24 protein-coding genes are annotated in these 23408 nt (G+C 58.8%); 10 read left to right on the top strand and 14 right to left on the bottom strand.

Features of this window, described 5'->3' with window-relative positions:
• Positions 1 to 38: 38 nt before the first annotated feature.
• The 4 genes from sbmA to N7578_RS19625 form a co-directional block, all read right to left on the bottom strand.
• Complete coding sequence (gene sbmA, locus N7578_RS19610) at positions 39 to 1316, bottom strand: peptide antibiotic transporter SbmA (protein ID WP_311111899.1); 1278 nt, start codon at positions 1314 to 1316, stop codon at positions 39 to 41.
• A gap of 142 nt (positions 1317 to 1458) precedes the next feature.
• On the bottom strand, positions 1459 to 2649 hold the full coding sequence (locus tag N7578_RS19615) for an MFS transporter (RefSeq protein WP_311111900.1): 1191 nt from the start codon (positions 2647 to 2649) through the stop codon (positions 1459 to 1461).
• A gap of 75 nt (positions 2650 to 2724) precedes the next feature.
• Complete coding sequence (gene map / locus N7578_RS19620; protein WP_311111901.1) at positions 2725 to 3477, bottom strand: type I methionyl aminopeptidase; 753 nt, start codon at positions 3475 to 3477, stop codon at positions 2725 to 2727.
• Between the two features lie 56 nt (positions 3478 to 3533).
• Positions 3534 to 4595, bottom strand: a complete 1062-nt coding sequence (locus tag N7578_RS19625) for an LLM class flavin-dependent oxidoreductase (protein WP_311111902.1) — start codon at positions 4593 to 4595, stop codon at positions 3534 to 3536.
• A 255-nt stretch (positions 4596 to 4850) separates the two neighbouring features.
• On the opposite strand from N7578_RS19625, the gene N7578_RS19630 reads away from it, so the two are divergent.
• From N7578_RS19630 to N7578_RS19650, 5 genes are all read left to right on the top strand, one after another.
• Positions 4851 to 5627 carry a 3-hydroxybutyrate dehydrogenase gene (locus tag N7578_RS19630; protein ID WP_311111903.1) on the top strand — a complete coding sequence of 259 codons (777 nt, stop codon included), beginning with the start codon at positions 4851 to 4853 and terminating at the stop codon, positions 5625 to 5627.
• Positions 5628 to 5815: 188 nt separating this feature from the next.
• Positions 5816 to 7285, top strand: coding sequence for a xanthine dehydrogenase small subunit (gene xdhA, locus N7578_RS19635; RefSeq protein WP_311111904.1), 1470 nt, complete (start codon positions 5816 to 5818; stop codon positions 7283 to 7285).
• Between the two features lie 3 nt (positions 7286 to 7288).
• Positions 7289 to 9628, top strand: coding sequence for a xanthine dehydrogenase molybdopterin binding subunit (gene xdhB / locus N7578_RS19640; protein ID WP_311111905.1), 2340 nt, complete (start codon positions 7289 to 7291; stop codon positions 9626 to 9628).
• Between the two features lie 12 nt (positions 9629 to 9640).
• Positions 9641 to 10474 carry a xanthine dehydrogenase accessory protein XdhC gene (gene xdhC, locus N7578_RS19645; protein ID WP_311111906.1) on the top strand — a complete coding sequence of 278 codons (834 nt, stop codon included), beginning with the start codon at positions 9641 to 9643 and terminating at the stop codon, positions 10472 to 10474.
• A gap of 246 nt (positions 10475 to 10720) precedes the next feature.
• Positions 10721 to 11647: a LysR substrate-binding domain-containing protein gene (locus tag N7578_RS19650; protein WP_311111907.1), complete on the top strand. Its 927-nt coding sequence runs from the start codon at positions 10721 to 10723 to the stop codon at positions 11645 to 11647.
• Here N7578_RS19650 and N7578_RS19655 read toward each other — a convergent pair.
• On the bottom strand, positions 11623 to 11961 hold the full coding sequence (locus tag N7578_RS19655) for a hypothetical protein (RefSeq protein WP_311111908.1): 339 nt from the start codon (positions 11959 to 11961) through the stop codon (positions 11623 to 11625). The genes N7578_RS19650 and N7578_RS19655 overlap by 25 nt on opposite strands.
• Positions 11962 to 12421: 460 nt before the next feature.
• On the opposite strand from N7578_RS19655, the gene puuD reads away from it, so the two are divergent.
• From puuD to N7578_RS19675, 4 genes are all read left to right on the top strand, one after another.
• A complete protein-coding gene (gene puuD / locus N7578_RS19660; protein WP_311111909.1) occupies positions 12422 to 13669 on the top strand; it encodes a urate hydroxylase PuuD in 1248 nt (415 codons plus the stop codon).
• Positions 13666 to 14976, top strand: coding sequence for a guanine deaminase (gene guaD / locus N7578_RS19665; RefSeq protein ID WP_311111910.1), 1311 nt, complete (start codon positions 13666 to 13668; stop codon positions 14974 to 14976). The genes puuD and guaD overlap by 4 nt, the downstream gene beginning before the upstream one ends.
• A gap of 107 nt (positions 14977 to 15083) precedes the next feature.
• The gene (locus N7578_RS19670; protein WP_311112565.1) at positions 15084 to 15806 is read left to right on the top strand and encodes a sulfite exporter TauE/SafE family protein; all 723 of its coding nucleotides are present in this window, start codon (positions 15084 to 15086) and stop codon (positions 15804 to 15806) included.
• Between the two features lie 77 nt (positions 15807 to 15883).
• Positions 15884 to 17017 (top strand): alpha-hydroxy acid oxidase, encoded by a 1134-nt coding sequence (locus tag N7578_RS19675; protein WP_311111911.1) that lies wholly within the window; start codon positions 15884 to 15886, stop codon positions 17015 to 17017.
• A 157-nt stretch (positions 17018 to 17174) separates the two neighbouring features.
• Here N7578_RS19675 and N7578_RS19680 read toward each other — a convergent pair whose 3' ends face one another.
• A complete protein-coding gene (locus N7578_RS19680; RefSeq protein ID WP_422646735.1) occupies positions 17175 to 17507 on the bottom strand; it encodes a DMT family transporter in 333 nt (110 codons plus the stop codon).
• Between the two features lie 8 nt (positions 17508 to 17515).
• Positions 17516 to 18100, bottom strand: a complete 585-nt coding sequence (locus N7578_RS19685; protein WP_311111913.1) for a TetR/AcrR family transcriptional regulator — start codon at positions 18098 to 18100, stop codon at positions 17516 to 17518.
• A 204-nt stretch (positions 18101 to 18304) separates the two neighbouring features.
• Between N7578_RS19685 and N7578_RS19690 the strand changes: the two genes are divergently transcribed.
• Positions 18305 to 19549 carry a D-alanyl-D-alanine carboxypeptidase gene (locus tag N7578_RS19690; protein WP_311112566.1) on the top strand — a complete coding sequence of 415 codons (1245 nt, stop codon included), beginning with the start codon at positions 18305 to 18307 and terminating at the stop codon, positions 19547 to 19549.
• 11 nt (positions 19550 to 19560) lie between these two features.
• On the opposite strand, the gene N7578_RS19695 is transcribed toward N7578_RS19690, so the two are convergent.
• Genes N7578_RS19695 through puuE form a run of 7 tightly spaced genes read right to left on the bottom strand, consistent with a single transcriptional unit; the run spans position 19561 to position 23299 of the window.
• Positions 19561 to 20313 carry a metallophosphoesterase family protein gene (locus tag N7578_RS19695; protein ID WP_311111914.1) on the bottom strand — a complete coding sequence of 251 codons (753 nt, stop codon included), beginning with the start codon at positions 20311 to 20313 and terminating at the stop codon, positions 19561 to 19563.
• 6 nt (positions 20314 to 20319) lie between these two features.
• Positions 20320 to 20676, bottom strand: a complete 357-nt coding sequence (uraH, locus tag N7578_RS19700; protein ID WP_311111915.1) for a hydroxyisourate hydrolase — start codon at positions 20674 to 20676, stop codon at positions 20320 to 20322.
• A complete protein-coding gene (locus N7578_RS19705) occupies positions 20673 to 21173 on the bottom strand; it encodes an ureidoglycolate lyase (protein WP_311111916.1) in 501 nt (166 codons plus the stop codon). Before N7578_RS19705 ends, uraH begins: the two co-directional genes overlap by 4 nt.
• 3 nt (positions 21174 to 21176) lie before the next feature.
• Complete coding sequence (locus N7578_RS19710) at positions 21177 to 21539, bottom strand: HepT-like ribonuclease domain-containing protein (RefSeq protein ID WP_311111917.1); 363 nt, start codon at positions 21537 to 21539, stop codon at positions 21177 to 21179.
• Positions 21536 to 21826 (bottom strand): nucleotidyltransferase family protein, encoded by a 291-nt coding sequence (locus N7578_RS19715; protein ID WP_311111918.1) that lies wholly within the window; start codon positions 21824 to 21826, stop codon positions 21536 to 21538. Before N7578_RS19715 ends, N7578_RS19710 begins: the two co-directional genes overlap by 4 nt.
• 52 nt (positions 21827 to 21878) lie before the next feature.
• Positions 21879 to 22376 carry a 2-oxo-4-hydroxy-4-carboxy-5-ureidoimidazoline decarboxylase gene (gene uraD / locus N7578_RS19720; protein ID WP_311111919.1) on the bottom strand — a complete coding sequence of 166 codons (498 nt, stop codon included), beginning with the start codon at positions 22374 to 22376 and terminating at the stop codon, positions 21879 to 21881.
• Complete coding sequence (puuE, locus tag N7578_RS19725) at positions 22376 to 23299, bottom strand: allantoinase PuuE (RefSeq protein ID WP_311111920.1); 924 nt, start codon at positions 23297 to 23299, stop codon at positions 22376 to 22378. The genes uraD and puuE overlap by 1 nt, the downstream gene beginning before the upstream one ends.
• Positions 23300 to 23408 lie beyond the last annotated feature (109 nt).

A 23408-nucleotide genomic window follows, 5' to 3' on the forward strand; every position in this document is an offset into this window, starting at 1 on the left:
CAAAAAAGGGCGGCTGATTGGCCGCCCTTTTGTTTTCGTTACGGCCGGTTGGCCGCCATTTCACCCTCTTCAGCCTCACGCTGCAGATAACGCTCATCGATAGCGGGCAAGGGCTGGTCGTCGATCGCCGCTTCGAAGGCGACCAGACGTTTGCGGATCGACAGAAGCTCGATGATCGTAGACCAGGAGCTGACGAGATACTGGAAGCTGTCGCTGACCTGACCGAAAGCCGTGGCGATCTGCTGCCATACGCCCATGGTGATCTTCGCGGCGACAATGGTCGGGATCAACATGAAGGTCAGGATGATCGCATCGAGCTGGCCGAACGTGTAGCGAGCGACGTTGAAATAGAGATAGTGCCAGTACATGCGGAAATAGTTCTTGCGTACATTGGCGAACAGCTCACGCATGGTCGGCGGTTGGGCACGGTCACCATGATCTTCGCCGTAGACCAGTTCCTTGCGGAACGCGGCCTCGACGCGCTGATTACGGAACTGCAGACCGGGAAGCTTCATACCGACAACGGCAAGAAGCACCGTACCGAAAACGGACCACAACAAAGCAAGCCAGAACAGCGAATGCGGGATCGCGCCGAGGAACGGCAACTCGGTCACATTGGCCGACATCTGGAACAGCAGCGGCAGGAACACAACAAGGGTCATGACCGAGTTGATCAGGACAACGCCGAGGCCTTCGACGATCGATGCAAAACGCATCGTATCTTCCTGAACACGCTGAGAAGCACCCTCGATGTGGCGAAGCTTGTCCCATTTCGACAGGTAGAAATCGTTCATCGCGGTACGCCAGCGGAAAACGTAGTGGCTGGTAAAGAAAGCCGTTGTGACGTTCATCGCCACGCCGACCATGCCGATCTCCAGGAAGCGCAACTGAAGTGCATAGAACTGGCTTGCCTCGATCCCCGGCTGCCCCTCCAGCGCGCGCTGGAAAAGATCGAAGAACGGGCCACGCCAATTGTTGATGGCGACGGAAACCTGAACTGCGAAATAGGCGATGAAGATGATGAATGCCGAACCCCATATCGACCAGTTGGTCCATGGATGATCCTTGGCAATCACTTGCCAGGCCACACCGAATATCGCCACGAAAATCGTGAAGTAGAGATAGAACCAGACGTTATCACGGGAAAAGAAATACGCGATACCAAGAGGTGCCGTTTCGCCCGGAGCCAAGGGTGGCATGCCAAGGGCAGCGCCCAATTGCGGACCGATGCTGTACCACACGGCAATGCACACGATGGTCCACAAAGCCGCCGAGGTAAAAAACAGCTTCGGTTTGGGAAAGAAGGAATGAAACACGTTTTTAGTCCACGCGCGTTTGAGATCGGCCATTATTGGCGAAGCACTTATTGGCGCGAACCTAGGGCAGAAATTTGTGCACAGCAATGTCGAAGCGCGTACCTTAACAAGATGTAAGGCATATCGGCCGCGTGAAGGGCTTTCAGCGTCCCGCGTCGGCCGCGAGCACAGGCAACATCAGAAGAATGCTGACGGTCAGAACGCAGGCAGCAAGGATCGAGGGAGCGGTGAAATTTCCGGTTAGCTCGGCGATCCAGCCGGCGGCAAGCGGACCGATGATCTGCCCCGTTCCGAAGGCCGCCGTCATGAAGGCGAAGGCGCGTCGGGGACTGCCCGCCGCAAATTCACGCCCGAGCTGCAGCCCGTAGGCCGTGATGACCATGAAGGTAAGCCCGAGCAACAGGCCACCCGTCAGAACACCTGCGACGGGCGGCAGCATCACCGATCCCAGGACACCCACAGCCTCCACCGCGAGCACGATCACAAACGCCCGCTTCAACCCCTGCGCCTTCAACACCGGCTTCCACAGAAACAACGAAACAGCCGCAGCGCACCCGGTCACGAACCAGGCAAGGAACTCCACGAAAGCACCGGCAGACGCCATGCGCGCGATGGCGACGATAAAGGTCGCGGTAATGACGTAGCCGAAGCCGAACAGCCCGTAGGCAAACGTGGTCAGAACAAGCGGCCGCTTCCATTGGAGCGGCGGCTCGGCAGCGGCGGAAGCGTGTCGCGGTGGTCCGGCAGGCAGAACACGCCACACGATGGCCAGCGTTGCGAATGTGAAGATGCCACCGGCAACCCACTCTTCCCGCCAGGAGGCCCCGCTGCCGTGGAAAACAACGCCAATCAGGTAAACCGCAAGCGAGGATATCGCGATGCCCGCACCGACGCCGCCAAAATGCAGAGCCTGAATATGGTCTTTACCAGCCTGCATCGCATGACCGATGACGATCTGAGACGTGAAGATCATCGTGAAAGCGCTGGCGACACCGGCCAGAAAACGAATGACCGTGAATGCCGTGACACTATCGAACGCAGCCATGGCGAACAGCAGGACACCGGTCGCCAGCAGACCGGAAAGAGCGACCAGCCGCTCTCGACCCTCTGCCCAGGAATAGGCCGCCAGAATGGCACCCGCCATATAGCCGGTGAAATTACCGGCCGCGACGATACCGGCGTCGCTGGCCGATAACGGAATGTCCGACATCATGCCGGGCAGGATGGGCGTGAAGGAAAAGCGGCCGAAGCCCATGGCGGACGCCATCATCAATGCGCCGCTGAAGCCTAGCGCAACGAGGCGCCCATTCGAAATGTGGTCGGAGGAGGTCATGGCTGGCTTATCGCAGCCGCCTCGCCAACCGACAAACAAGTTATTTTGATTGCCGCGATGACCGATCCTGATCGATCACTCGACAAGCGTCAGAACGAGCGGGCCGTTTTTCGTCGCTACCACGGTATGTTCGAACTGAACGGTCGGCGCGCTCGGATCGCTGAACAGCGTCCAGGCATCGTCGTCACCGTCTTCCGCCCAGTAAGCGCCCATGGACAAGAACGGCTCGACAGTGAACACGGCACCTTCCTGCATGATGCGCCGTTCGGCCTTGTCCGGCCACGTTGCCAGCTCTTTCGGTTCCTCGTGCAACGAACGGCCGATGCCATGGCTCGCCAGATTGGTGATCAGCGTGTAGCGGTTCTTCTTGGCAAAGGCACCGATGGAATTGCCGATATCGGCATAGGGACGCCCGGATTTCACCTGCTGCAATCCGGTCCACATAGCCCGCTTGCCATCCCGGCAAAGCCGCTCGATTTCCTTCTTGACCGGCGGCACGGCAAAGGATGAGCCGGTATCGCCGAAGAAACCGTTCTTCACCGCGGAAACGTCGATGTTGACGAGATCGCCCGCCTTGATGATGCGCGGTCCGGGAATGCCGTGCGCCACTTCTTCGTTCACGCTGATGCAGGTCGCACCCGGGAACTGGTAGCAGAATTCCGGCGCGGATTGCGCACCGTTGTCTTCCAGTACCTTGCGGCCGATCGCATCCAGTTCCGCCGTGGTGATGCCGGGTTCGAGCGCATCGGCCATGGTCTGCATCGCAAGCGCACAGATCCGGCCGACATCCTTCAGCATCGCCAGTTCTTCGTCGGTGGATATGACCATTCTTTCGTCCGTATTCTTGAGGCGGCGCTTTCCGAAAACGCCGCCATTCTCGTCAATCAGGCTGTGGCTTTCAACGGATCAGCACTGCCAGTCAATTCTTTTCTGACAATCGGCGCGACTTTCGTGCCGTAAAGCTCGATGCCGCGCATGATGTGTTCGTGCGGCATAAGCCCGATCGCCATCTGCAACAGGAAGCGATCATTCTTGAAGACGCCGTGCGCTTTTATGATCTTTTCGGCCACCTGCTCCGGTTCACCGAGGAAGAGATTGCCTTCCGGTCCTCGCGCGGCATCGAATTGGGCGCGGTTCGTCGGCCCCCATCCCCGCTCGCGGCCGAGCCGGTCCATCACCTCCGCCTGCGGACCATAAAACTGGTCGGCAGCCTTCTCCGTCGTATCGGCGATGAAACCATGCACGTTGATGCTGGTGCGCAGCTTCGTCTTGTCCTGTCCCGCCCTGCGGGCCGCCTCGTGATAAAGGTCGAACAACGGAGCGAAGCGGCGATACTCGCCGCCGATGATCGCAAGCGCCACCGGCAGCCCCATAGCACCCGCCCGCGCCACCGATTGCGGCGTACCGCCAACGGCGATCCAGACCGGCAGTTTTTCCTGCAAGGGACGCGGATAGACACCACGGCCGTTTATCGGCGCACGTTTTGCCCCGCTCCAGGTGATGATCTCCTGCTCGCGCAGTGCCAGAAGCAGATCGAGCTTTTCCGTGAAAAGCTCATCGTAGTCTTCAAGATTATACCCGAACAGCGGATAGGATTCGATGAACGAGCCACGCCCGGCCATGATCTCCGCACGACCGTTTGATAGCAGATCGACGGTTGAGAACTGCTGGAAGACCCGCACCGGATCATCAGAGCTGAGAACTGTCACCGCGCTGGTCAGCCGGATGTTTTTCGTTTTCACCGCTGCCGCCGCAAGCACGGTCGAGGGCGAGGACGCCACGTAGTCGGGTCGATGGTGTTCGCCCAGTCCGAAAACATCCAGTCCCACCTGATCGGCCAGCTCGATTTCCTCCAGGAGGTTTTTTAGACGCCGCGCACCTTCCGGCCCGCGTCCGTCGGCAGGGTTGGGATCGACATCCGCGAAGGTATAAAGACCGAGTTCCATATCCGATGCTCTCTTCCGGTACCTGTGTTCGTCGTGTACTTGAGATAGGCATCCATTACCGCCAAAACAAACCGGAAAATCTGGAACGTTCCCTTCGACAAAATGGATGGAAGCAGATTTTCACGTCTCCGGCTGCGTCATGCTCTTCCCGCGTGAGGCGTATCGCGCAGCAATCTTCAAATGCCGATTGCCAGCCGGGCCGGTTTGGGCATACGCTCCTTATATATGTGCGAGGTAATGCCAGAAGGGGAATGCATGCATCGGACAGTTATCGTGACAGGTTCCACAAGTGGTATCGGCCTTGCCATCGCCCAGGCGTTTGCAAGAGACGGAGCCAATATCGTGTTGAACGGCTTCGGCGACGAAGACGAGATCGAAAAGCTCCGGCTGCTGCTGGAAGCCGAAAGCGGCGGACGTGTGCTGTATCACCCGGCCGACATGACCAACCCGGATGAGATCGCCGATCTCGTCAATTCCTCCTTCGAGAAACTGGGATCCGTCGACGTGCTGGTCAACAATGCCGGTGTGCAGCACATCGCGCCGGTGGACGAGTTCCCGCCTGAAAAATGGGATGCGATCATCGCCATCAATCTGACGAGTTCCTTCCATAGCATGCGGGCTGCGATACCATTGATGAAGAAGGCGGGCAAAGGCCGCATCATCAACATTTCCTCTGCCCATGGCCTCGTCGCCTCGCCGCTCAAATCGGCTTACGTCGCGGCCAAGCACGGCATCATGGGACTGACGAAGACGGCGGCGCTCGAGCTTGCCCAGACCGGCATCACCGTCAATGCCATCTGCCCCGGCTACGTACTGACCCCGCTGGTCGAGAAGCAGATACCGGAAATGGCAAAGGCGCGCGGTATCACCGAAGAAGCGGTCAAGAACGACGTGATGCTGGAACTGCAGGCGATAAAGGAATTTGTCACGGTCGAGGATGTTGCGGCGACGGCTCTGTTTCTTGCAAGCGACGCTGCCAACCATATCACCGGCACGCATATTTCGGTCGATGGCGGCTGGACGGCGCAATAATCATCGGCATCTGTTTCCGTTTCAGAAGCAATGAATTTCCAAAACGGAAATCGATCTGCACCATAGGGCGTGCATAAGATACATATCCCGAAAGGGGGGCGCGTTTCGGGATAAAGACATACATAACAACAAGAATTCAAAGCGGAACAGCACCCGGCGATTTGCCGGGCAACGAAGCAAGGCAGTGCATGATCAACGCAATCAGTTTCATCCTCAACAACGAAACCGTCTCGTTGAAGGATTTTGGACCAACCGACACGCTTCTTGATTACCTTCGGCTGACCAGACGGCTGACAGGCAGCAAGGAAGGTTGTGCGGAAGGCGATTGCGGCGCCTGCACCGTTCTGGTCGGACGTCTCGTCGATGGTTCGCTGCGCTACGAGGGCGTCAATGCCTGTATCCGCTTCCTCGGCTCGCTGCACGGCACGCATATCGTGACGGTGGAGCATCTCGCTGCGCGTGACGGCACACTGCATCCAGTCCAGCAGGCAATGGTGGATTTCCACGGTTCGCAATGCGGCTTCTGCACGCCTGGTTTCATCATGTCGCTCTACGGCCTCTGGCTTGCGACGGAAAATCCCTCGCGGGCAGATATCGAAAAAGCCTTGCAAGGCAATCTCTGTCGATGCACGGGCTACGAGCCGATCGTCCGCGCCGCGGAAAAGATCGCCACAGCCCGCCCGAGCGCACTTTTCGATCCGCTGCAACGCGACCGCACCGACATCATGGCCCGGCTCTGGGCGATCCGGACGAACGAAACCATCGTCGTCACCAGAGGCGACGAGCGCACGATCATTCCTGCCACGCTGAGCGACCTCATCAACCTCTACGCGACCGAGCCGAAGGCGACCATTGTTGCAGGCTCAACCGACGTCGGCCTGTGGGTGACGAAGCAGATGCGGGCTCTGAACCCGGTCATCTTCATCAACAATCTTTCCGAATTGCAGACGATTACCGTAGATGACGAGGGCATAACGCTGGGTGCAGGTGTGACCTACAGCCAGGCGTTCAAAACGATCGCCGGTCATATTCATCCGCTCGCGAAGCTGATCGACCGCATCGGCGGCGAGCAGGTGCGCAACATGGGAACGATTGGCGGCAACATCGCCAACGGCTCGCCCATAGGCGACACGCCGCCGGCCCTGATCGCGCTTGGCGCGACGCTGACGTTGCGCTCATCGTCTGGCGCACGCACCCTGCCGCTGGAAAACTACTTCATCGAATATGGCAGACAGGACCGCTTGAGCGGCGAATTCGTCGAGAAGCTCTTCATTCCGCTGCCGAAGGCTGAAAGCCGTTACGCCGTCTACAAGATTTCCAAGCGGCGAGACGAGGATATCTCAGCGCTCTGCGCCGCATTCAGCCTGACGCTCGATGCCGAGGGCACCGTCGAGGACATCCGCATCGCGTTCGGCGGCATGGCAGGCACGCCGAAGCGCGCGGCGCATCTCGAAGCAGCGCTACTCGGCAAAATCTGGGCGCAGGACACCATTGATGCTGTCCGCGACACGCTGGACGAGGACTTCACACCGCTGACCGACTGGCGTGCGACGGCCGAATACCGGCAACTGACAGCGAAGAACCTGCTGGCACGCTTTTTTCTCGAAACCACCGGCACCGCGCAATCGCTCGAACGTTTTGCGCTGGAGGAGGCTTGAGACATGGACACGACAACCTTCGACAAGACCGAGGCGCAGATCGACGGCCACATGCACGCTTCGCTGCGGCACGATTCCGCCCACAAGCATGTGACGGGTACCGCCGAATACATCGATGATATCCCCGAACCCGCAGGGCTGATCCATGGCGCTCTTGGCATGGCCGACCGGACGCATGCCGAAATCGTTTCGATGGATTTGTCCGAGGTCGAGGCGACGCCGGGTGTCCTGTGGGTCATGACCGGGAAAGACGTTCCTGGCGAAAACGACGTATCCTCCGGCGGCCGCCATGACGAGCCCCTGCTGGCGGACAAACTGGTTGAGTTCCATGGCCAGCCGATTTTCGCGGTGTTTGCGGAAACCCGCGACATCGCCCGCAAGGCGGCCCGCAAGGCAAAGATCACCTACAAGGATCTGCCGCACTGGAGCGATATCGACGGCGCGCTGGAAAATGGCGAGCCGCTGGTAACGCCCGGCATGGTGCTGCAACGCGGCGACGCGAAGATCGAGATGGATGTCGCCCCGCGCCGCCTGACCGGCACGATGCGCATCGGCGGGCAGGAACATTTCTACCTTGAAAGCCACATCGCCATGGCGGTGCCGGGCGAGGATGACGAAGTGACGGTGTGGAGTTCCACCCAGCACCCGAGCGAAATCCAGCACATCGTCAGCCATATCCTTCAGGTGCCGTCGAATGCCGTCACCGTGCAGGTACGGCGCATGGGCGGCGGCTTCGGTGGCAAGGAAACGCAGGGCAACCAGTTCGCCGCCCTTTGCGCGATTGCCGCCAAAAAGCTGAACCGAGCCGTCAAAATCCGCCCCGACCGCGACGAGGACATGACTGCCACCGGCAAACGCCATGATTTCCGTGTCGATTACGAACTCGGTTTCGACGAGGAAGGCCGCATCCATGCGGTCGATGCGACCTATGCGGCGCGCTGCGGTTTTTCGTCAGACCTTTCCGGTCCTGTAACCGACCGCGCCCTGTTTCACGCGGATTCCAGCTATTTCTACCCGCATGTGCATCTTGCCTCGAAGCCTCTGAAAACCCACACGGTATCCAACACCGCCTTCCGCGGCTTCGGTGGCCCGCAGGGCATGGTCGGTGGCGAGCGCTTCATCGAGGAAATCGCCTATGCGGTCGGCAAGGATCCGCTCGAAATCCGCAAGCTGAATTTCTACGGGCAGCAGGGTTCCGACCGCACTCTGACCCCCTACCATCAGGAGGTCGAGGACAACATCATCGCCCGGATCGTCGAGGAGCTGGAAACCTCGGCCGATTATCAGGCCCGCCGGCAGGCAATCATCGAGTTCAACAGGACAAGCCCTGTCATCCGCAAGGGCATTGCGCTGACGCCAGTGAAATTCGGCATCTCCTTTACCATGACCGCCTTCAATCAGGCTGGCGCTCTGGTGCACGTCTACAATGACGGCTCGATCCACCTGAACCACGGCGGCACCGAGATGGGTCAGGGTCTTTACACCAAGGTCGCGCAGGTGGTGGCTGATACCTTCCAGGTGGATGTCGGCCGGGTGAAGATCACCGCCACCACCACAGGCAAGGTGCCAAACACCTCCGCCACTGCCGCATCCTCCGGCACCGACCTTAACGGCATGGCGGCTTACGATGCCGCCCGGCAAATCCGCGACCGGCTCGTCAAATTCGCTGCTGAGAGCTGGAACGTGCCGGAAACCGAGGTTGTGTTCCTGCCGAACAGGGTGCGGATCGGCCAGGATGAGATCGCCTTCAACGATCTCATCAAAAAAGCCTACTTCGCCCGCGTGCAGCTGTCCGCCGCCGGTTTCTACAAGACGCCGAAAATCCACTGGGATCGCGCCGCCGGACGCGGCACACCGTTCTATTATTTTGCCTATGGCGCATCATGCTCCGAAGTCTCCATCGACACGCTGACCGGCGAATACATGATGGAACGCACCGATATCCTGCACGATGTCGGCAAATCGCTGAACCCGGCCATCGATATCGGTCAGGTGGAAGGCGCTTTCGTGCAGGGCATGGGCTGGCTGACAACCGAAGAACTGTGGTGGGACGCCAAGGGGCGGCTGCGCACCCACGCGCCGTCGACCTATAAGATCCCGCTCGCATCCGACCGTCCGAAAATCTTCAATGTGAAGCTGGCGGAATGGTCGGAAAATGCCGAGCCAACCATCGGTCGCTCCAAGGCCGTTGGCGAGCCGCCCTTCATGCTGGCGATATCCGTTCTGGAAGCGCTGTCGATGGCAGTCGCTTCCGTCGCGGACTACAAGGTCTGCCCGCGTCTGGATGCGCCCGCAACCCCTGAGCGCGTGCTGATGGCGGTGGAACGGCTGAAGAAGGTGTGAGGGCAAGAGCCAATGCCGAACCCCAGCCTCGCCTCGTTCCTTGCCGGTTGCGGCCCCGCCATCCTCGTTGAAATCGAGGCGGTGAAGGGCTCGTCGCCGCGCGAGGCAGGCACTTTCATGCTGGTCACCGAACAGGCGCTCTGGGAAACAATCGGTGGCGGCCAGTTCGAATATATGGCCATCGACCATGCCCGCGCCATGCTGCGCAACGGCGTGTCAGACGACACGATGGACATTCCGCTTGGACCGGAAATCGGCCAGTGCTGCGGCGGCAGAACCCTGTTGCGTTTCCGTTTCGTCACCGCAGAACTGGCCGGGCGGCTAATGCAGAAGCTCGCCCATGAAGCGAACACACAACCCGCCGTCTTCATTTTTGGCGCTGGTCACGTGGGCAAGGCACTGGCTCAGGCGCTTTCACTACTACCCTTGATCGTCACGGTGGTGGAAACGCGCCGGAACGAACTCGTTGGCCTGCCGGACACGGCCAGAACCGTGTTGACAGCGATGCCGGAAGCAGCCGTCGCGGATATCCCTGAAAATGGTTCAGCGATCATCGTCACCCATGATCACGCGCTGGACTTCCTGATTGCGAAGGAAGCGCTTGCCCGCGCCAATCTCGCTTATGTCGGCATGATCGGCTCGAAGACCAAGCGCGCCACGTTCACCCACTGGATGGCGCGGGAGGGTGAGCCGCCTTCCCGTCTGAAAAACTTGGTGCTGCCGATTGGCGGCGACGCGGTGAAGGACAAGCGGCCTGCCGTCATAGCGGCCCTTGTGGCAGCCGAGTTGCTGCAAGCAGTTTCTCTTGCCGGAACTCACCGCGACCACAGCCGCGTCCATCCCTGATCCCCAGATCGCGCTTGATATCGTCCGGCAGACTTTCGCCCGCCAGATCATCCGACCTGAAACTTTCAAAAGCAAACCGTTCCAGTGCCCGCAGAACCGCGCACAGGCGGCTCCACGCATGCGAAAGATATCGCCGCATGCTCGTCTCCATTCAGAAATTCAATTGATGCATGAGACGAAAAATGCTTTGTTTTCAATCGAAAAACCAATGAAACCTCTGCCTCTATAGATAAAGAGAACTTATCCATGAAAATGTCGCGCCAGTTCCCGTTGAACGCATTGCGCGTGTTCGAGGCAGCCGCCAGACATTTGAGCTTCACCAAGGCCGGTGACGAACTGGGCATGACGCAGACGGCCGTGAGCTATCAGATCAAACTGCTGGAAGAGAACGTCGGCGAACCGCTGTTCGTGCGCAAGGCGCGGCAGGTCGCATTGACGGAAACAGGGCAGAAGCTGGCGCCGAAAGTCTCGGAAGGGTTCGGCATTCTGCGTGACGCCGTAAACGGCGCCCGCGACACCGCCGATACGACGTTGAACATACACTCCACGGCGACCTTCGCGTCCCGCTGGCTTTCAAAACATCTCGGCTCGTTCCAGCTTGAAAACCCGTCCATCGCGGTCAAGCTTGATACCTCGAGCGAGCTGATCGATTTTTCCCGCTCCGATGCCGACGTGGCAATCCGCTGGAGCACCAGTGAAACGCCGGGACTGACCTATCACCGTCTGCTGCGCGGCGTTTACAGCCCGATGCTGCATCCCTCTCTGGCCAAAAGCGCAGGCGGGCTGAAAACGCCGGACGACCTCTTGAAGCTGAGGATCATAGATCCCGGTGACAGCTGGTGGACACAATGGTTCAAGGACGCAGGCATCGAAAATCCGGATCTCGCGCGCTACCCGCGCAGCCGCCTCAGCGTGCAGGCGTTCGAGGCCGCAGCCGCCATAGCCGGTCAGGGCGTCGCCATGCTGACGCCTGAGCTTTACGCCGACGAAATCGCACTTGGTCGCCTCTATCAGCCCTTCGAACAGCTCAGTTCAGAAGGCAAGGATTATTGGCTGGTGTATCCCGAAAGCCGGAAAAACCAGAAGAAAATAAGATTGTTCCGCGACTGGATATTGAAACGTATCGAGGAAAGCCGAACCGTAACAAATCAAAATCCCATATCGGGTGCGTAGAAGCAGCGCGGCGTATCTTCGTTCGGATAAAGACAAAGGTGATATTCCCCGTCTTCCGAACGTCGGGCCTCGCGCTGCGACCAGTTGAAGATATGCTTCCTGGTCACAAGCCTGTGGTCACCCGGTGCAAGCGAGACTTCATATCCATCCGGCGTGACGCGCACGCTGCGCGTCGGGATCATCTGGCAATCCCCCGTATGGGCATCACCGTTGCAGCAGTAGCTTTCGTATTTGAAGCCCTTGTGAGATTCATGGGCAAAGGCAGTGGCACTGAACGCCAGCAGCAAAAAGATCACTGTCAGAATAACGCGCATCGGCATCGTCTCCGTTGAACAACAACGGCAGCAGCCGGAAGGTCATTGCGTCACTTCATTCAAAATCCAGACATTACAAACCCGTGACACAATGGTCATCGGGACCTGCTACACCCCAACTGCCCCCTCGCCCCAGGGATCGCAGCTCCCGCTTTCGGCACACCGCCAAGCGAAGCATGTCATAAGATCGTTTTTTGGCTCCGCAGCCTTTTAGTGTAGCACAAGAACTGGCTGCATATCCAATATTAGCTGAGTCGCAGTAGCCGGCTAAGTGCAATCTAAGCGCCGCAAAAGATCATCTCGAACTGTGGCGCGGGAACATCAGCATTCCCTTGACTTCCGGCAAGGTTGTGGACATTCACACCTCATATTGTGAACAATCGATCCGTTGCCTCTGCTTTTCCCTTCCCTACCCGGCAAATTTCTCGCAATGTGCACTGCAAAGCATCAGGGGAACAGAATGTACGAATACGCCATTGCCTGGGAATGGATGGCCTTTGCCGTCCGGTGGCTTCATGTAATTACGGCAGTCGCCTGGATAGGCTCGTCCTTTTATTTCATCGCGCTCGATCTTGGACTGGTGAAAAGACCCCACCTGCCGCCGGGTGCCTACGGTGAGGAATGGCAGGTCCATGGCGGCGGCTTCTATCATATCCAGAAATATCTGGTGGCCCCGGCCCAGATGCCGGAACATCTGACGTGGTTCAAATGGGAAAGCTACGCCACATGGCTTTCCGGCTTTGCGATGCTGTGCATCGTCTATTATGGCGGAGCTGATCTCTTCCTCATCGACCACTCGGTGCTCGCGCTGACCCAGTTTCAGGCGATCTGTCTTTCGCTGGCGTCGCTCGCCATCGGCTGGCTGTTTTACGATTTCCTCTGCAAGTCCCCCCTCGGCAACAACACCTGGGGGCTGATGATCGTGCTTTACGTCGCGCTGGTCGCGATGGCATGGGGCTACACGCAGGTCTTCACCGGCCGCGCCGCGTTCCTGCATCTTGGCGCGTTCACCGCCACCATCATGTCGGCCAACGTCTTCTTCATCATCATCCCCAACCAGAAGATCGTCGTGGCTGACCTGATCGCGGGCCGCACGCCGGATCCGAAATATGGCCGCATCGCCAAGCAGCGTTCCCTGCACAACAACTACCTGACGCTACCCGTCATCTTCTTCATGCTCTCGAACCACTACCCGTTGGCCTTCGCGACGCAGTTCAACTGGATCATCGCCGCACTGGTGTTCCTGATGGGCGTAACCATCCGCCACTGGTTCAACACCACCCATGCCCGCAAGGGAAAGCCGACATGGACATGGCTTCTGACGGCGATCATCTTCATCGTCATCATGTGGCTTTCCACCGTTCCGAAAATCCTGACCGGCGAACAGGAAGAGAAGGCGCCAACGCTTTCTCCCGTCCAGCAGCGTTTCGTCAGCGATGCCCATTTCGCAACGGCCCGAGATGTCGTTCAGGGGCGCTGTTCCATGTGCCACGCCGCGGAACCGGTCTGGGAAGGCGTGCCCTTCACGCCGAAATCGGTGAAGCTGGAAACGGATGCGCAGATCGCCGCCCACGCCCGCGAAATCTATTTGCAAGCCGGCCGCAGTCATGCAATGCCCCCCGGCAACATCACGGCGATCACGCCGGAAGAACGCAAGGTGCTGACCGCATGGTATGAAAGCGCCGTTTCCCAAGGAAAAACAGAATGAGCATGCTTCTGCTGCGCGGCCGCCTCATGAGCTTCCACCGCGCACCGTTCTCCATCGACGATCACGCGAGCTATCTTTACATCGAGGATGGCGGCCTGCTCATCGAAAACGGCAAGATCGCAGCCATCGGCAACTATGCCGATATCCGTGAAAAAGCGCCGGAAGACGTCGCGGAAAAGGACCACCGCCCGCATCTGATCGTGCCGGGCCTGATCGACATGCACCTGCATTTTCCGCAGATGCAGGTCATCGGCTCCTATGCCGCCAATTTGCTGGAATGGCTGAATACCTATACCTTCCCCGAGGAATGCCGTTTCGTGGAAAGCGCCCACGCACAGCGCATCGCCACGCATTTCTATAACGAACTGATCCGCCACGGCACGACGACGGCGGTTGCCTATTGCTCGGTGCACAAGACCTCCGCCGACGCTTTCTTTGCCGAAGCCCTCAAGCGCAACATGCTGATGGTCGGCGGCAAGGTGATGATGGACCGAAACGCCCCGCAGGGTCTGCTGGACACGCCGGAAACCTCCTACGACGAGACGAGGGCAGTGATTGCCGACTGGCACGGCAAGGGCCGCAATCACGTCGCCATCACGCCGCGCTTCGCCATCACCTCCACGCCGAGGCAAATGGAAGCCGCACAGGCATTGGCGCAGGAATTCCCGGACCTTTTCATCCAGACCCATCTTTCGGAAAATCTGGACGAGATCAAATACACCTGCGAGCTTTACCCGGAAGCGACCGACTACACGGATATTTACGTCCGTTATGGGCTGATGGGCAAAAAGACGCTGCTCGGCCACGCCATCCATCTGTCCGACCGCGAGGCCGACGTGCTTTCGGAGACGGGCGCGGTTGCCGTGCATTGCCCGACCTCCAACCTGTTCATCGGCTCGGGACTGTTCCCGATGAAAAAGCTGCAACGTCGCGAAAAGCCGGTACGCATTGCGGTCGCGACCGATATCGGCGGCGGTTCGAGCTACTCCATGCTGCGCACCATGGACGAAGCCTACAAGATCCAGCAGCTTCTCGGAGAGCGCCTCAATCCGCTGGAGAGCTGGTATCTGATGACCCGCGGCAACGCCGAAGCGCTCTCGATGGTGGATCGCATCGGCACGCTCGATGCCGGGACAGATGCCGACATCACCGTTCTCGATGCATCCTCTACCCCCGCGATGGCGCTGAAGATGGAAGTGGTAAAAAGCCTGACGGAAGAGCTGTTCCTGATGCTCACCATGGGCGACGACCGCACGATCGTCGAAACCTATGTGGCGGGCGAAGCGATGAAGAGCGCGCTGGCATAGTTCGGCCAGAACCGAAACATCGCGCGTCGGCAGCAGCTATAACACCCCCGAAACCGAAATTTTTCAGGGATTTGTAAGTGTTTGATCTGCAAGCCGGCTCTATCGTCATGATCCTCGCGATTTTCACAATTGCGGGGATGGTCAAGGGTGTGACAGGCATGGGACTGCCAACCGTGGCGATGGGCATGCTCGGCCTGTTCATGCCACCCGTTGCGGCAGCCGGTCTTCTCATCCTGCCATCCTTCGTTACCAACATCTGGCAGCTGTTCGCAGGTCCAAGTTTCAAGGCGATCCTGCTGCGGCTGTGGCCGATGATGATCGCCATCGTTGCCGGCACCTTGATCGGCATCCAGTTGATGACCGGTGGTGCAACCGTCTGGGCGACCGCTGCGCTCGGTGCCGCCCTTGCCATCTACGCCGCCTACAGCTTGCTCGCGCAACCTTTTTCCCTGTCCCGAAATCTCGAAAAGTGGCTCTCCGCCCCGATCGGCTTTATCACCGGCCTGCTGACCGGCGGCACCGGCGTTTTTGTGGTACCGGCCGTTCCCTATATCCAGTCGCTCGGCTTCCAGCGTGATGATCTGGTGCAGGCACTCGGCCTGTCATTCACCGTCTCCACCATCGCACTCGCCGTTGGTCTTGCCGCCAATTCCGCCTTAGAGACACAGGCACTCACCGTGTCTGCGATCACCGTCTTGCCAGCTCTCCTTGGCATGTGGCTTGGCCGGAAAATCCGTCAGATCGTCAGCCCGGCCACGTTCCGACGCTGGTTTCTGATCTGTCTGCTGACATTGGGTTGCGAGTTGTTTTTGCGAACTTTCTGGCAGTAAAGTTACAACGATTTTGATGTCGCAATCCTGAAATTCGTGATATTTGAAGCCAACATTTAAATGTGAAGGCTTTATCCATGGGCAAAATCCTCACCATTGCAGACCTGAAGAAGAAGGCACAGCGCCGCGTTCCGAAGATGTTTTTCGACTACGCCGACAGCGGCGCATGGACGGAGAGCACCTACCGCGCCAATGAAGAGGACTTCCAGAAGATAAAGCTTCGCCAGCGTGTTCTGGTTGACATGACGGATCGCTCTCTGGCCACCGAAATGATCGGTCAGAAGGTGTCCATGCCTGTTGCCCTCTCCCCCACGGGCCTGACCGGCATGCAGCATGCTGATGGTGAAATGCTGGCCGCAAAGGCAGCGGAAGAATTCGGCGTGCCCTTCACGCTGTCCACGATGAGCATATGCTCCATCGAGGATGTCGCCTCCGTCACCTCGAAGCCCTTCTGGTTCCAGCTCTACGTGATGAAGGACCGGGATTTCGTCAACAACCTGATCGACCGCGCCAAGGCGGCAAAATGCTCGGCGCTGGTACTGACGCTCGATCTCCAGATTCTCGGTCAGCGTCACAAGGATCTGCGCAACGGCCTGTCAGCTCCGCCGAAGTTCACCCCGAAACATATCTGGCAGATGGCGACGCGCCCGCAATGGTGCCTCGACATGCTGCAGACGAAACGCCGCAGCTTCGGCAACATCGTGGGCCATGCCCAAAACGTGTCCGATCTGTCCTCGCTGTCCTCATGGACAGCGGAACAGTTCGATCCGCGCCTGTCGTGGAAGGATGTCGAGTGGATCAAGGAGCGCTGGGGCGGCAAGCTGATCCTCAAAGGCATTCTGGATGAGGAGGATGCACGCGCCGCAGCCGACACGGGGGCGGATGCCATCATCGTTTCGAACCACGGCGGCCGCCAGCTCGACGGCGCCTGCTCCTCCATCGCCATGCTGCCGAAGATCGTCGATGCGGTCGGTGACAGGATCGAGGTGCATATCGATGGCGGCATCCGTTCCGGCCAGGACGTGCTGAAGTCCATCGCACTTGGCGCCAAGGGCACCTATATCGGTCGTCCATTCCTGTACGGCCTCGGTGCTGGCGGCAAGCAGGGCGTCACAACAGCTCTGGAGATCATCCGCAAGGAAATGGATATCAGCATGGCCCTCTGCGGCAAACGGCTGATAACCGATGTGGATCGCAGCATTCTGGCGTAAGGGAGTGTAAGCATCGCCTACGTTCCGTCATTCCGGACTTGAGCGGAATTCAGCCACGGCGCGTTCGCGCCGTGAAAAGGGCCTATCGCGATCAATGACTTGATCGCGCTGGCCCCCGGATCAAGTCCGGGGTGACGGGGTACGGCCCCACTTCCCTTCAATGCCCAACCGTCTTCGAAAACACGTTCACGACCACCACACCGGTGACAATCAGGCCAAGGCCTATCACCGCCGGCAGGTCCAGCGACTGCCGGAAGAAGACGTAACCGATAGCCGAAATCAGCACGATACCGAGTCCGCTCCAGATCGCATAGGCGATGCCGACCGGCAGGGTGCGCAGCGTGATCGCCAGCAGGTAGAACGCAATGCCGTAAAACACAGCCATCAGCAGCGTTGGCACAAGCCTGGTGAACTGCTGCGACTGCTGCAGGAAGGATGTCGCGATGACCTCACAGACAATGGCGGCGATGAGCGCCCCGTAAGTCAACATCATCGCATTCATCGTCCTGTTCCTCTGCGTGTCTGTGCAATCAGCAATTTATGAAGTGCAGTTCTTTCACCGCCTGCCCGGCCATCTTCGGCCAATAGATCGGCAAGCCATATGCCGTCTGCGGCAAGGCGGACGGCTTCCAGTTCCGGTCCGTCATCCGTGTGCAGATGACGGGTGATACGCTCCTCCAGCCACCCCGACCACATGCGTCGAAGCGAGGGTTCGCCGATCATCGAAACGGCGATGGCGGCCCATTGTTTGCCCGAATCGCGGTCACGGTCGGCGAAAGCGGCGTTGACATAGGCGCGTGTGAAGCATCCATAAGCTTCACAATCCTGTGAGAGAAACGCGTCTATTTCCGCATCCAGAGCCGAAAGAAGGTCCATCATCACCGCCTCCAGCAGAGCGTGTTTTGAAGCAAAATGATGGAACAGACCGCCCTTCGTGACGCCAGCGGCATCCGCGACTGCCTGAATGGAAAGTGCCGAAACCCCTTGATCGGCAGCGAGTTTCGCCGCGCAATCGAGAAGATTGCGGCGCACGATTTCCGGCTGCTTCTTTCGCTCATGTGCATTTGTCATGACGCAAAACATACCGGATGGTAGGTTTCTTTTCAAGAGAGTAACGGGTACGGCGTTGAGGTTGAAATTCATACTTAATTAAGCATGAAAACGATCTCTAAAGTTTTAGCGGTTTTGTTGCCGGAATGTGTCAGTAAACATCCGCCGGAAAACAGGCATCTGGTGCGGCGAACGGATTAAAGGGGCGAAGTAATGTCGGGAACGATCAGACGGGGAATGGCGGGCGCTTGGGTTTTCGCACTCGCGTTCTTTTGCGCGATCCTCTCCTTGCAGGCCAGACCAGCCATTGCGGGCTATGCGCATTTCATCATGGATGCCAATACGGGCAAGGTTCTGGCTTCCCGCAATGCCGATGTCCTCAACCACCCCGCCTCACTGACCAAGATGATGACACTGTACCTGACATTCGAGGCGCTGCGCGATGGCCGCCTGAGCTGGGACCAGCGGATCACCATGTCGAAGCACGGCGCATCGGCCGTTCCCTCGAAACTTTGGGTCAAGGCAGGAACCACATTCACCGTGCGTGAAGCGGTCTACGGCATGATCGTGAAATCCGCGAACGACATGGCCGAAGGCATGGGCGATCACCTGGGCGGATCGGAAGCGAAATTCGCTCAGATGATGACCCGCAAGGCCCGCCAGCTCGGCATGAGCAAGACGGTTTTCCGCAACGCATCGGGCCTTCCAAGCAAGACGCAGGTGACGACAGCGCGAGACATGGCAAAGCTGGGACTTGCCCTGCAGCGGGATTTCCCGAAGGAATACAGGCTTTTCGCCACCCGCTCGTTCAAGTTCCGCGGCCAGACCATCCGCGGCCACAATCGCCTTCTGGCCAGCTACAAAGGTGTTGACGGCATCAAGACCGGCTACACGAATGCCTCCGGCTTCAATCTGGTAAGCGCGGTCAATCACAATGGCCGCAGCGTCGTTGGCGTCGTGCTGGGGGGCAAGACGGCCCGCAGCCGTGATGCGCAGATGGCCGCGCTACTGGACAAGGCCGTGCCGCAGGCCTCGCGCAGCCGCAGCAGCGAACAGCTGATCGCCAGCGCCAGCGTAAGCCGCACCTTTGATGTGCCACCAGCGACCGTACCGCTGCCGATGTTCGCGGAACGCCGGGATGATCCGGTCGCCATGCAGATCGCCACGGCAAACAGCCAGATGGCAGACATGATGCAGGTGTCCGCCATTCCCACGCCCGCGTCCCACCGCAGTCGCTGGGAGGTCCAGATCGCCGCCACGGATTCGGAATCTGCCGCCCGTTCGCTGCTCGCCAACGCACAGAACAACATTTCCGGCAGCTACACAAGCATAGCGCCGTACACCGAAGCCGTTCGAACCGGATCGGCCACGCTTTACCGCGCCCGCTTCACCGGGTTCGAAGATCAGTCTTCAGCGGTTGCCGCCTGCAAGGCACTCAAGGCGCAGTCCTATTCCTGCGTGGTGATGACAAGCGAAGGGTAAAAGCCGAAAACTCAATCGGGTTTCGGCTTCAGCCAGCCACTGGCCAGGGCATTTGCCAGATAGGGAATTCCGTTTACGCGTGCCATTTCAGCCATGGCCTGATTGTCGTAACGGATCTGCCGGAAATGTGCCTGCCAGCCCCTCGGGGTCTCCTCGAGAACGGCATAGCTGGCGAGCGGATGACCTGCCTCGACATGATGCTCGAAGGGTTCGCTGTCCCGCCAGCCAGGGCAGCCCACACTGCCGGGATTAACGATCAGACGCCCATCGGAAAGCTGCACCATGCGCGGGATATGCGTATGGCCACATAGCATCAACGGCTGATCGATCCCTTTCGCCATGGCTTCGATTTCGGCTAGAGGCCGCAGTTTCAGCACACCTTCCGGCGAGAGCGTTTCCAGCCAGTATTCCAGATCGTCACGCGGCGATCCATGGCAGCAATAGGCGACATCCTTGAACACCATGCTGAACGGTAAGGTCCGCAGCCAGTCCAGATGGGCATTGGTCAGCTGCGCATAGGCAGGCCGCTCCCAATTGCCCATCTCTTCCGGTGCCCGGTCGATCAGTTCGCGGTCATGATTGCCGCGAACTGAAGGAATCCATCTGCTGAGCAGCACATCGCCGGTAAAACCAGCCTCCAGCGGTCCGCTGAAGCAATCGCCGAGATGGACGATGTCCTCGATACCCTGGCGGTCGATGTCCTCAAGCACAGCCTCCAGCGCTGCGCAGTTTCCATGAATATCGGCAATGGCAGCGAAAATCATGGCCGGTCAACTTCCGCGATAGGTCGAGTAGCTGAAGGGTGAAAGCAGAAGCGGCACGTGATAATGCCCGCTTTCATCCGCGATACCGAAACGGATCGGGATCATATCAAGAAAGGCCGGTTCCGGCAGCACGACCCCCTTGCCGCGCAGATAATCGCCGGCATGAAAAACCAGTTCGTATTGCCCCGCCTTGAAGCTGTCGCCGATCAGCAGCGGGCCACCGTCCACACGTCCGTCATTGTTGGTGGTAACGGTTTTGAGCTTTTCGCGCCCTTCACCGTCCAGCCGGTAAAGGTCGATCCTCAACCCTTCCGCCGGTGTGCCGTGAGCGGCATCGAGAACATGGGTCGTCAAACCGGTCATAGGGCAGGCTCCGCGATCATATATGGGGCGTCAAAAAAATGCTCTTCCAGATTGTTGCCCGGTCCATCACGATCGGCAACGATAAAATCGGACACGGCCTGCAACGGCATCAGGGGGTAATGCCAGACGTTACGACGGTAATTCACACCCTGATCGCCCCGCGCCAGAAACACCTGCGGCCTGCCGGGTCTGCCCGCCTCGTCCTCCGCGACAACGACAAGAAACGGCCTGCCGGACAGCGGTGAGAAGCTCTGGCTGCCGAGCGGGTGCCGCTCCATCATTTCGATTACATGCGGAAAACGACGCGGCTGGCCACGGAAGATATTGAGAACGACGCGAGCACCCTCCCCGATGGCTTCAGGCGTTGCAAGGGCATGATGCCTCTCCGTCTGCCCGCCATTGATGTAGCGCATGGAAGAGGGCGTTGGCTCGATGACATCGCCAAACGACGCGAATGCATCTTTCGTCAAAGGCCGGATATCGAGAAAATCAGTCAAAACTCATTCACCTTGGGCATGCCAGTTTCGAACAAGGGCCAGACGCGACTGCAAATCCGGAATACTTGTCATCACCGTCTTCCAGATTATCGGCAATTCAGCGCGAAAATAATCATGCACGATGAGATTTCGCATACCCTTGATCTGCTCCCACGGAACCTCTGTATGTTGCTTCAGAAATTCGGGATTGTGCCTGTCGATCTTCGCCACGGCTTCGCCGATCAATGCCAAACCCATCATGACAGCCATCTGCGTCCGCTCGTCGGATAGAAACGACGCTTCGTCCATTCCTTTGACGAAGCTCTGCAATCTTGCCGCGGTGACGTCGATTTCGTCGAGATAGAGGAGAAGTCTGTCTGAACTCATACCGGCTTGGCTTCCCGCAGAACGCGTTCCTTGATGCTGGCATGCAGACCGCCGGCGGTCACGACATCGACCTTGACACCGAGCACTGCCTTCAGCTCCTCCAGCAAACCACCCAGATCGAACAGGGTCGTGCCCGGCAACGCATCCACCAGGATGTCGAGATCGCTGTCAGGCCCGTCTTCGCCGCGGGCTACGGAACCGAAGACGCGTGGGTTCGCCGCGTTGAAGCGCTTCGTCGCCTCGCGGATCGCCTGCCTGTTGTTTTCCAGCACCTCTGAGGGTCGCATGACTTGATCTCCAGATACCGCGATTATAGCGGAACACACGTCACTTGCCAGTTCAACCAGCTGGCAACATCGAGGACAATCGCAGCCATGCGATCTTCTCCACCTGCGCCGTTGCGGTCAAGAACTCCTCTTCGACGCTGTTATCGACGCGACGTTCGAAAGCCGAGAGAATATCGTGTCTGTTCAGTCCCTTGACCGCGATGATGAACGGAAAGCCGAATTTCCGCGTGTAAGCCGCATTCAGCTCGGTAAACCGCGCATGCTCCTGCGGCGTCAGGCGATCCAGCCCTGCGCCCGCCTGCTCCTGGCGGCTGTCTTCCGTCAGCTCCCCGGCAATCGCCAACTTTCCGGCAAGATCGGGGTGGGCGCACAGAACGCCAAGCCGCTCAGAAGCCGACGCCGCACGAAACTGCGCGGACAACGCTTCGTGTACCGTCTTCGCCGTCAAGGGCTCGGCTATGCCACCAGCATCATAAGCCCGCTCGGCGATGAAGGGTGAATGTTCGAACACGCCGCCGAAGCGGGTAACAAAATCGTCCCGCTCAACCATCAGACAGCTTCCGGCTTGTGGTGCTCATGCCAGTGGCGGGCGATCTCGATACGCTGGGGTATCCAGACCTTTTCGTGGCCCAGCACATATTCGATGAACCGGCGCAACGCCGCCGCACGGCCCGGACGACCAACGAGGCGGCAGTGAAGGCCGACACTCATCATCTTCGACGCGCCTTCAACACCCTCCTGATAGAGAACGTCGAAAGCGTCCTTGAGGTAGGTGAAGAACTGATCCCCGGAATTGAAACCCTGCGGTGTTGCAAAACGCATGTCATTGGTTTCAAGCGTGTAAGGAATGATGAGGAAGGGATCATCGTTCGAACCCTTTACCCAGTAGGGCAGATCGTCAGCGTAACTGTCCGAAGAATACAGGAAACCACCCTCTTCCATGACAAGGCGCAGCGTGTTGTCGGATGGCTTGCCCTGATACATGCCGTAAGGGCGCTCGCCCGTCAGTTCGGTGTGCAGACGGACTGCCTCGAGAATGTGCTTTCGCTCTTCATCTTCGGAAAAATCCTTGTACTCCAGCCATCGATAGCCGTGGCTGGCGATTTCCCATCCCGCCTCCTTCATGGCGGCCACCGCTTCGGGATTGCGCGCCATCGCCGCCGTGACGCCATAAACGGTCGTCGTCACGCCAAGGCTGGTGAACATACGCCAAAGCCGCCAGAAACCGGCTCGCGAACCGTATTCGTAGATCGATTCCATGTTGAGGTTGCGCTGCCCGGCCCAGGGCTGCGCGCCGACGATCTCCGACAGCAGTGATTCCGACGCCTTGTCATTGTCGAGAATGCAGCTTTCCCCGCCCTCCTCGTAATTTATGACAAATTGTACGGCGATGCGGGCACCACCCGGCCATTTCGGATCAGGCGTGTTACGGCCATAGCCGATGAGATTGCGCGGATAATTATCGGAGATCATTCAGTCACCTTACAGATAGGACGCTGAACGGTAACATTCACGCCCGGAATGTCGAGAGCAATTTTGCCGACATTCCGATGCTTTTTTGTGTACGATCTGACGGGTGGTT

This window comes from Agrobacterium tumefaciens, assembly GCF_031801495.1.
GTDB classification, from domain to species: domain Bacteria; phylum Pseudomonadota; class Alphaproteobacteria; order Rhizobiales; family Rhizobiaceae; genus Agrobacterium; species Agrobacterium tumefaciens_K.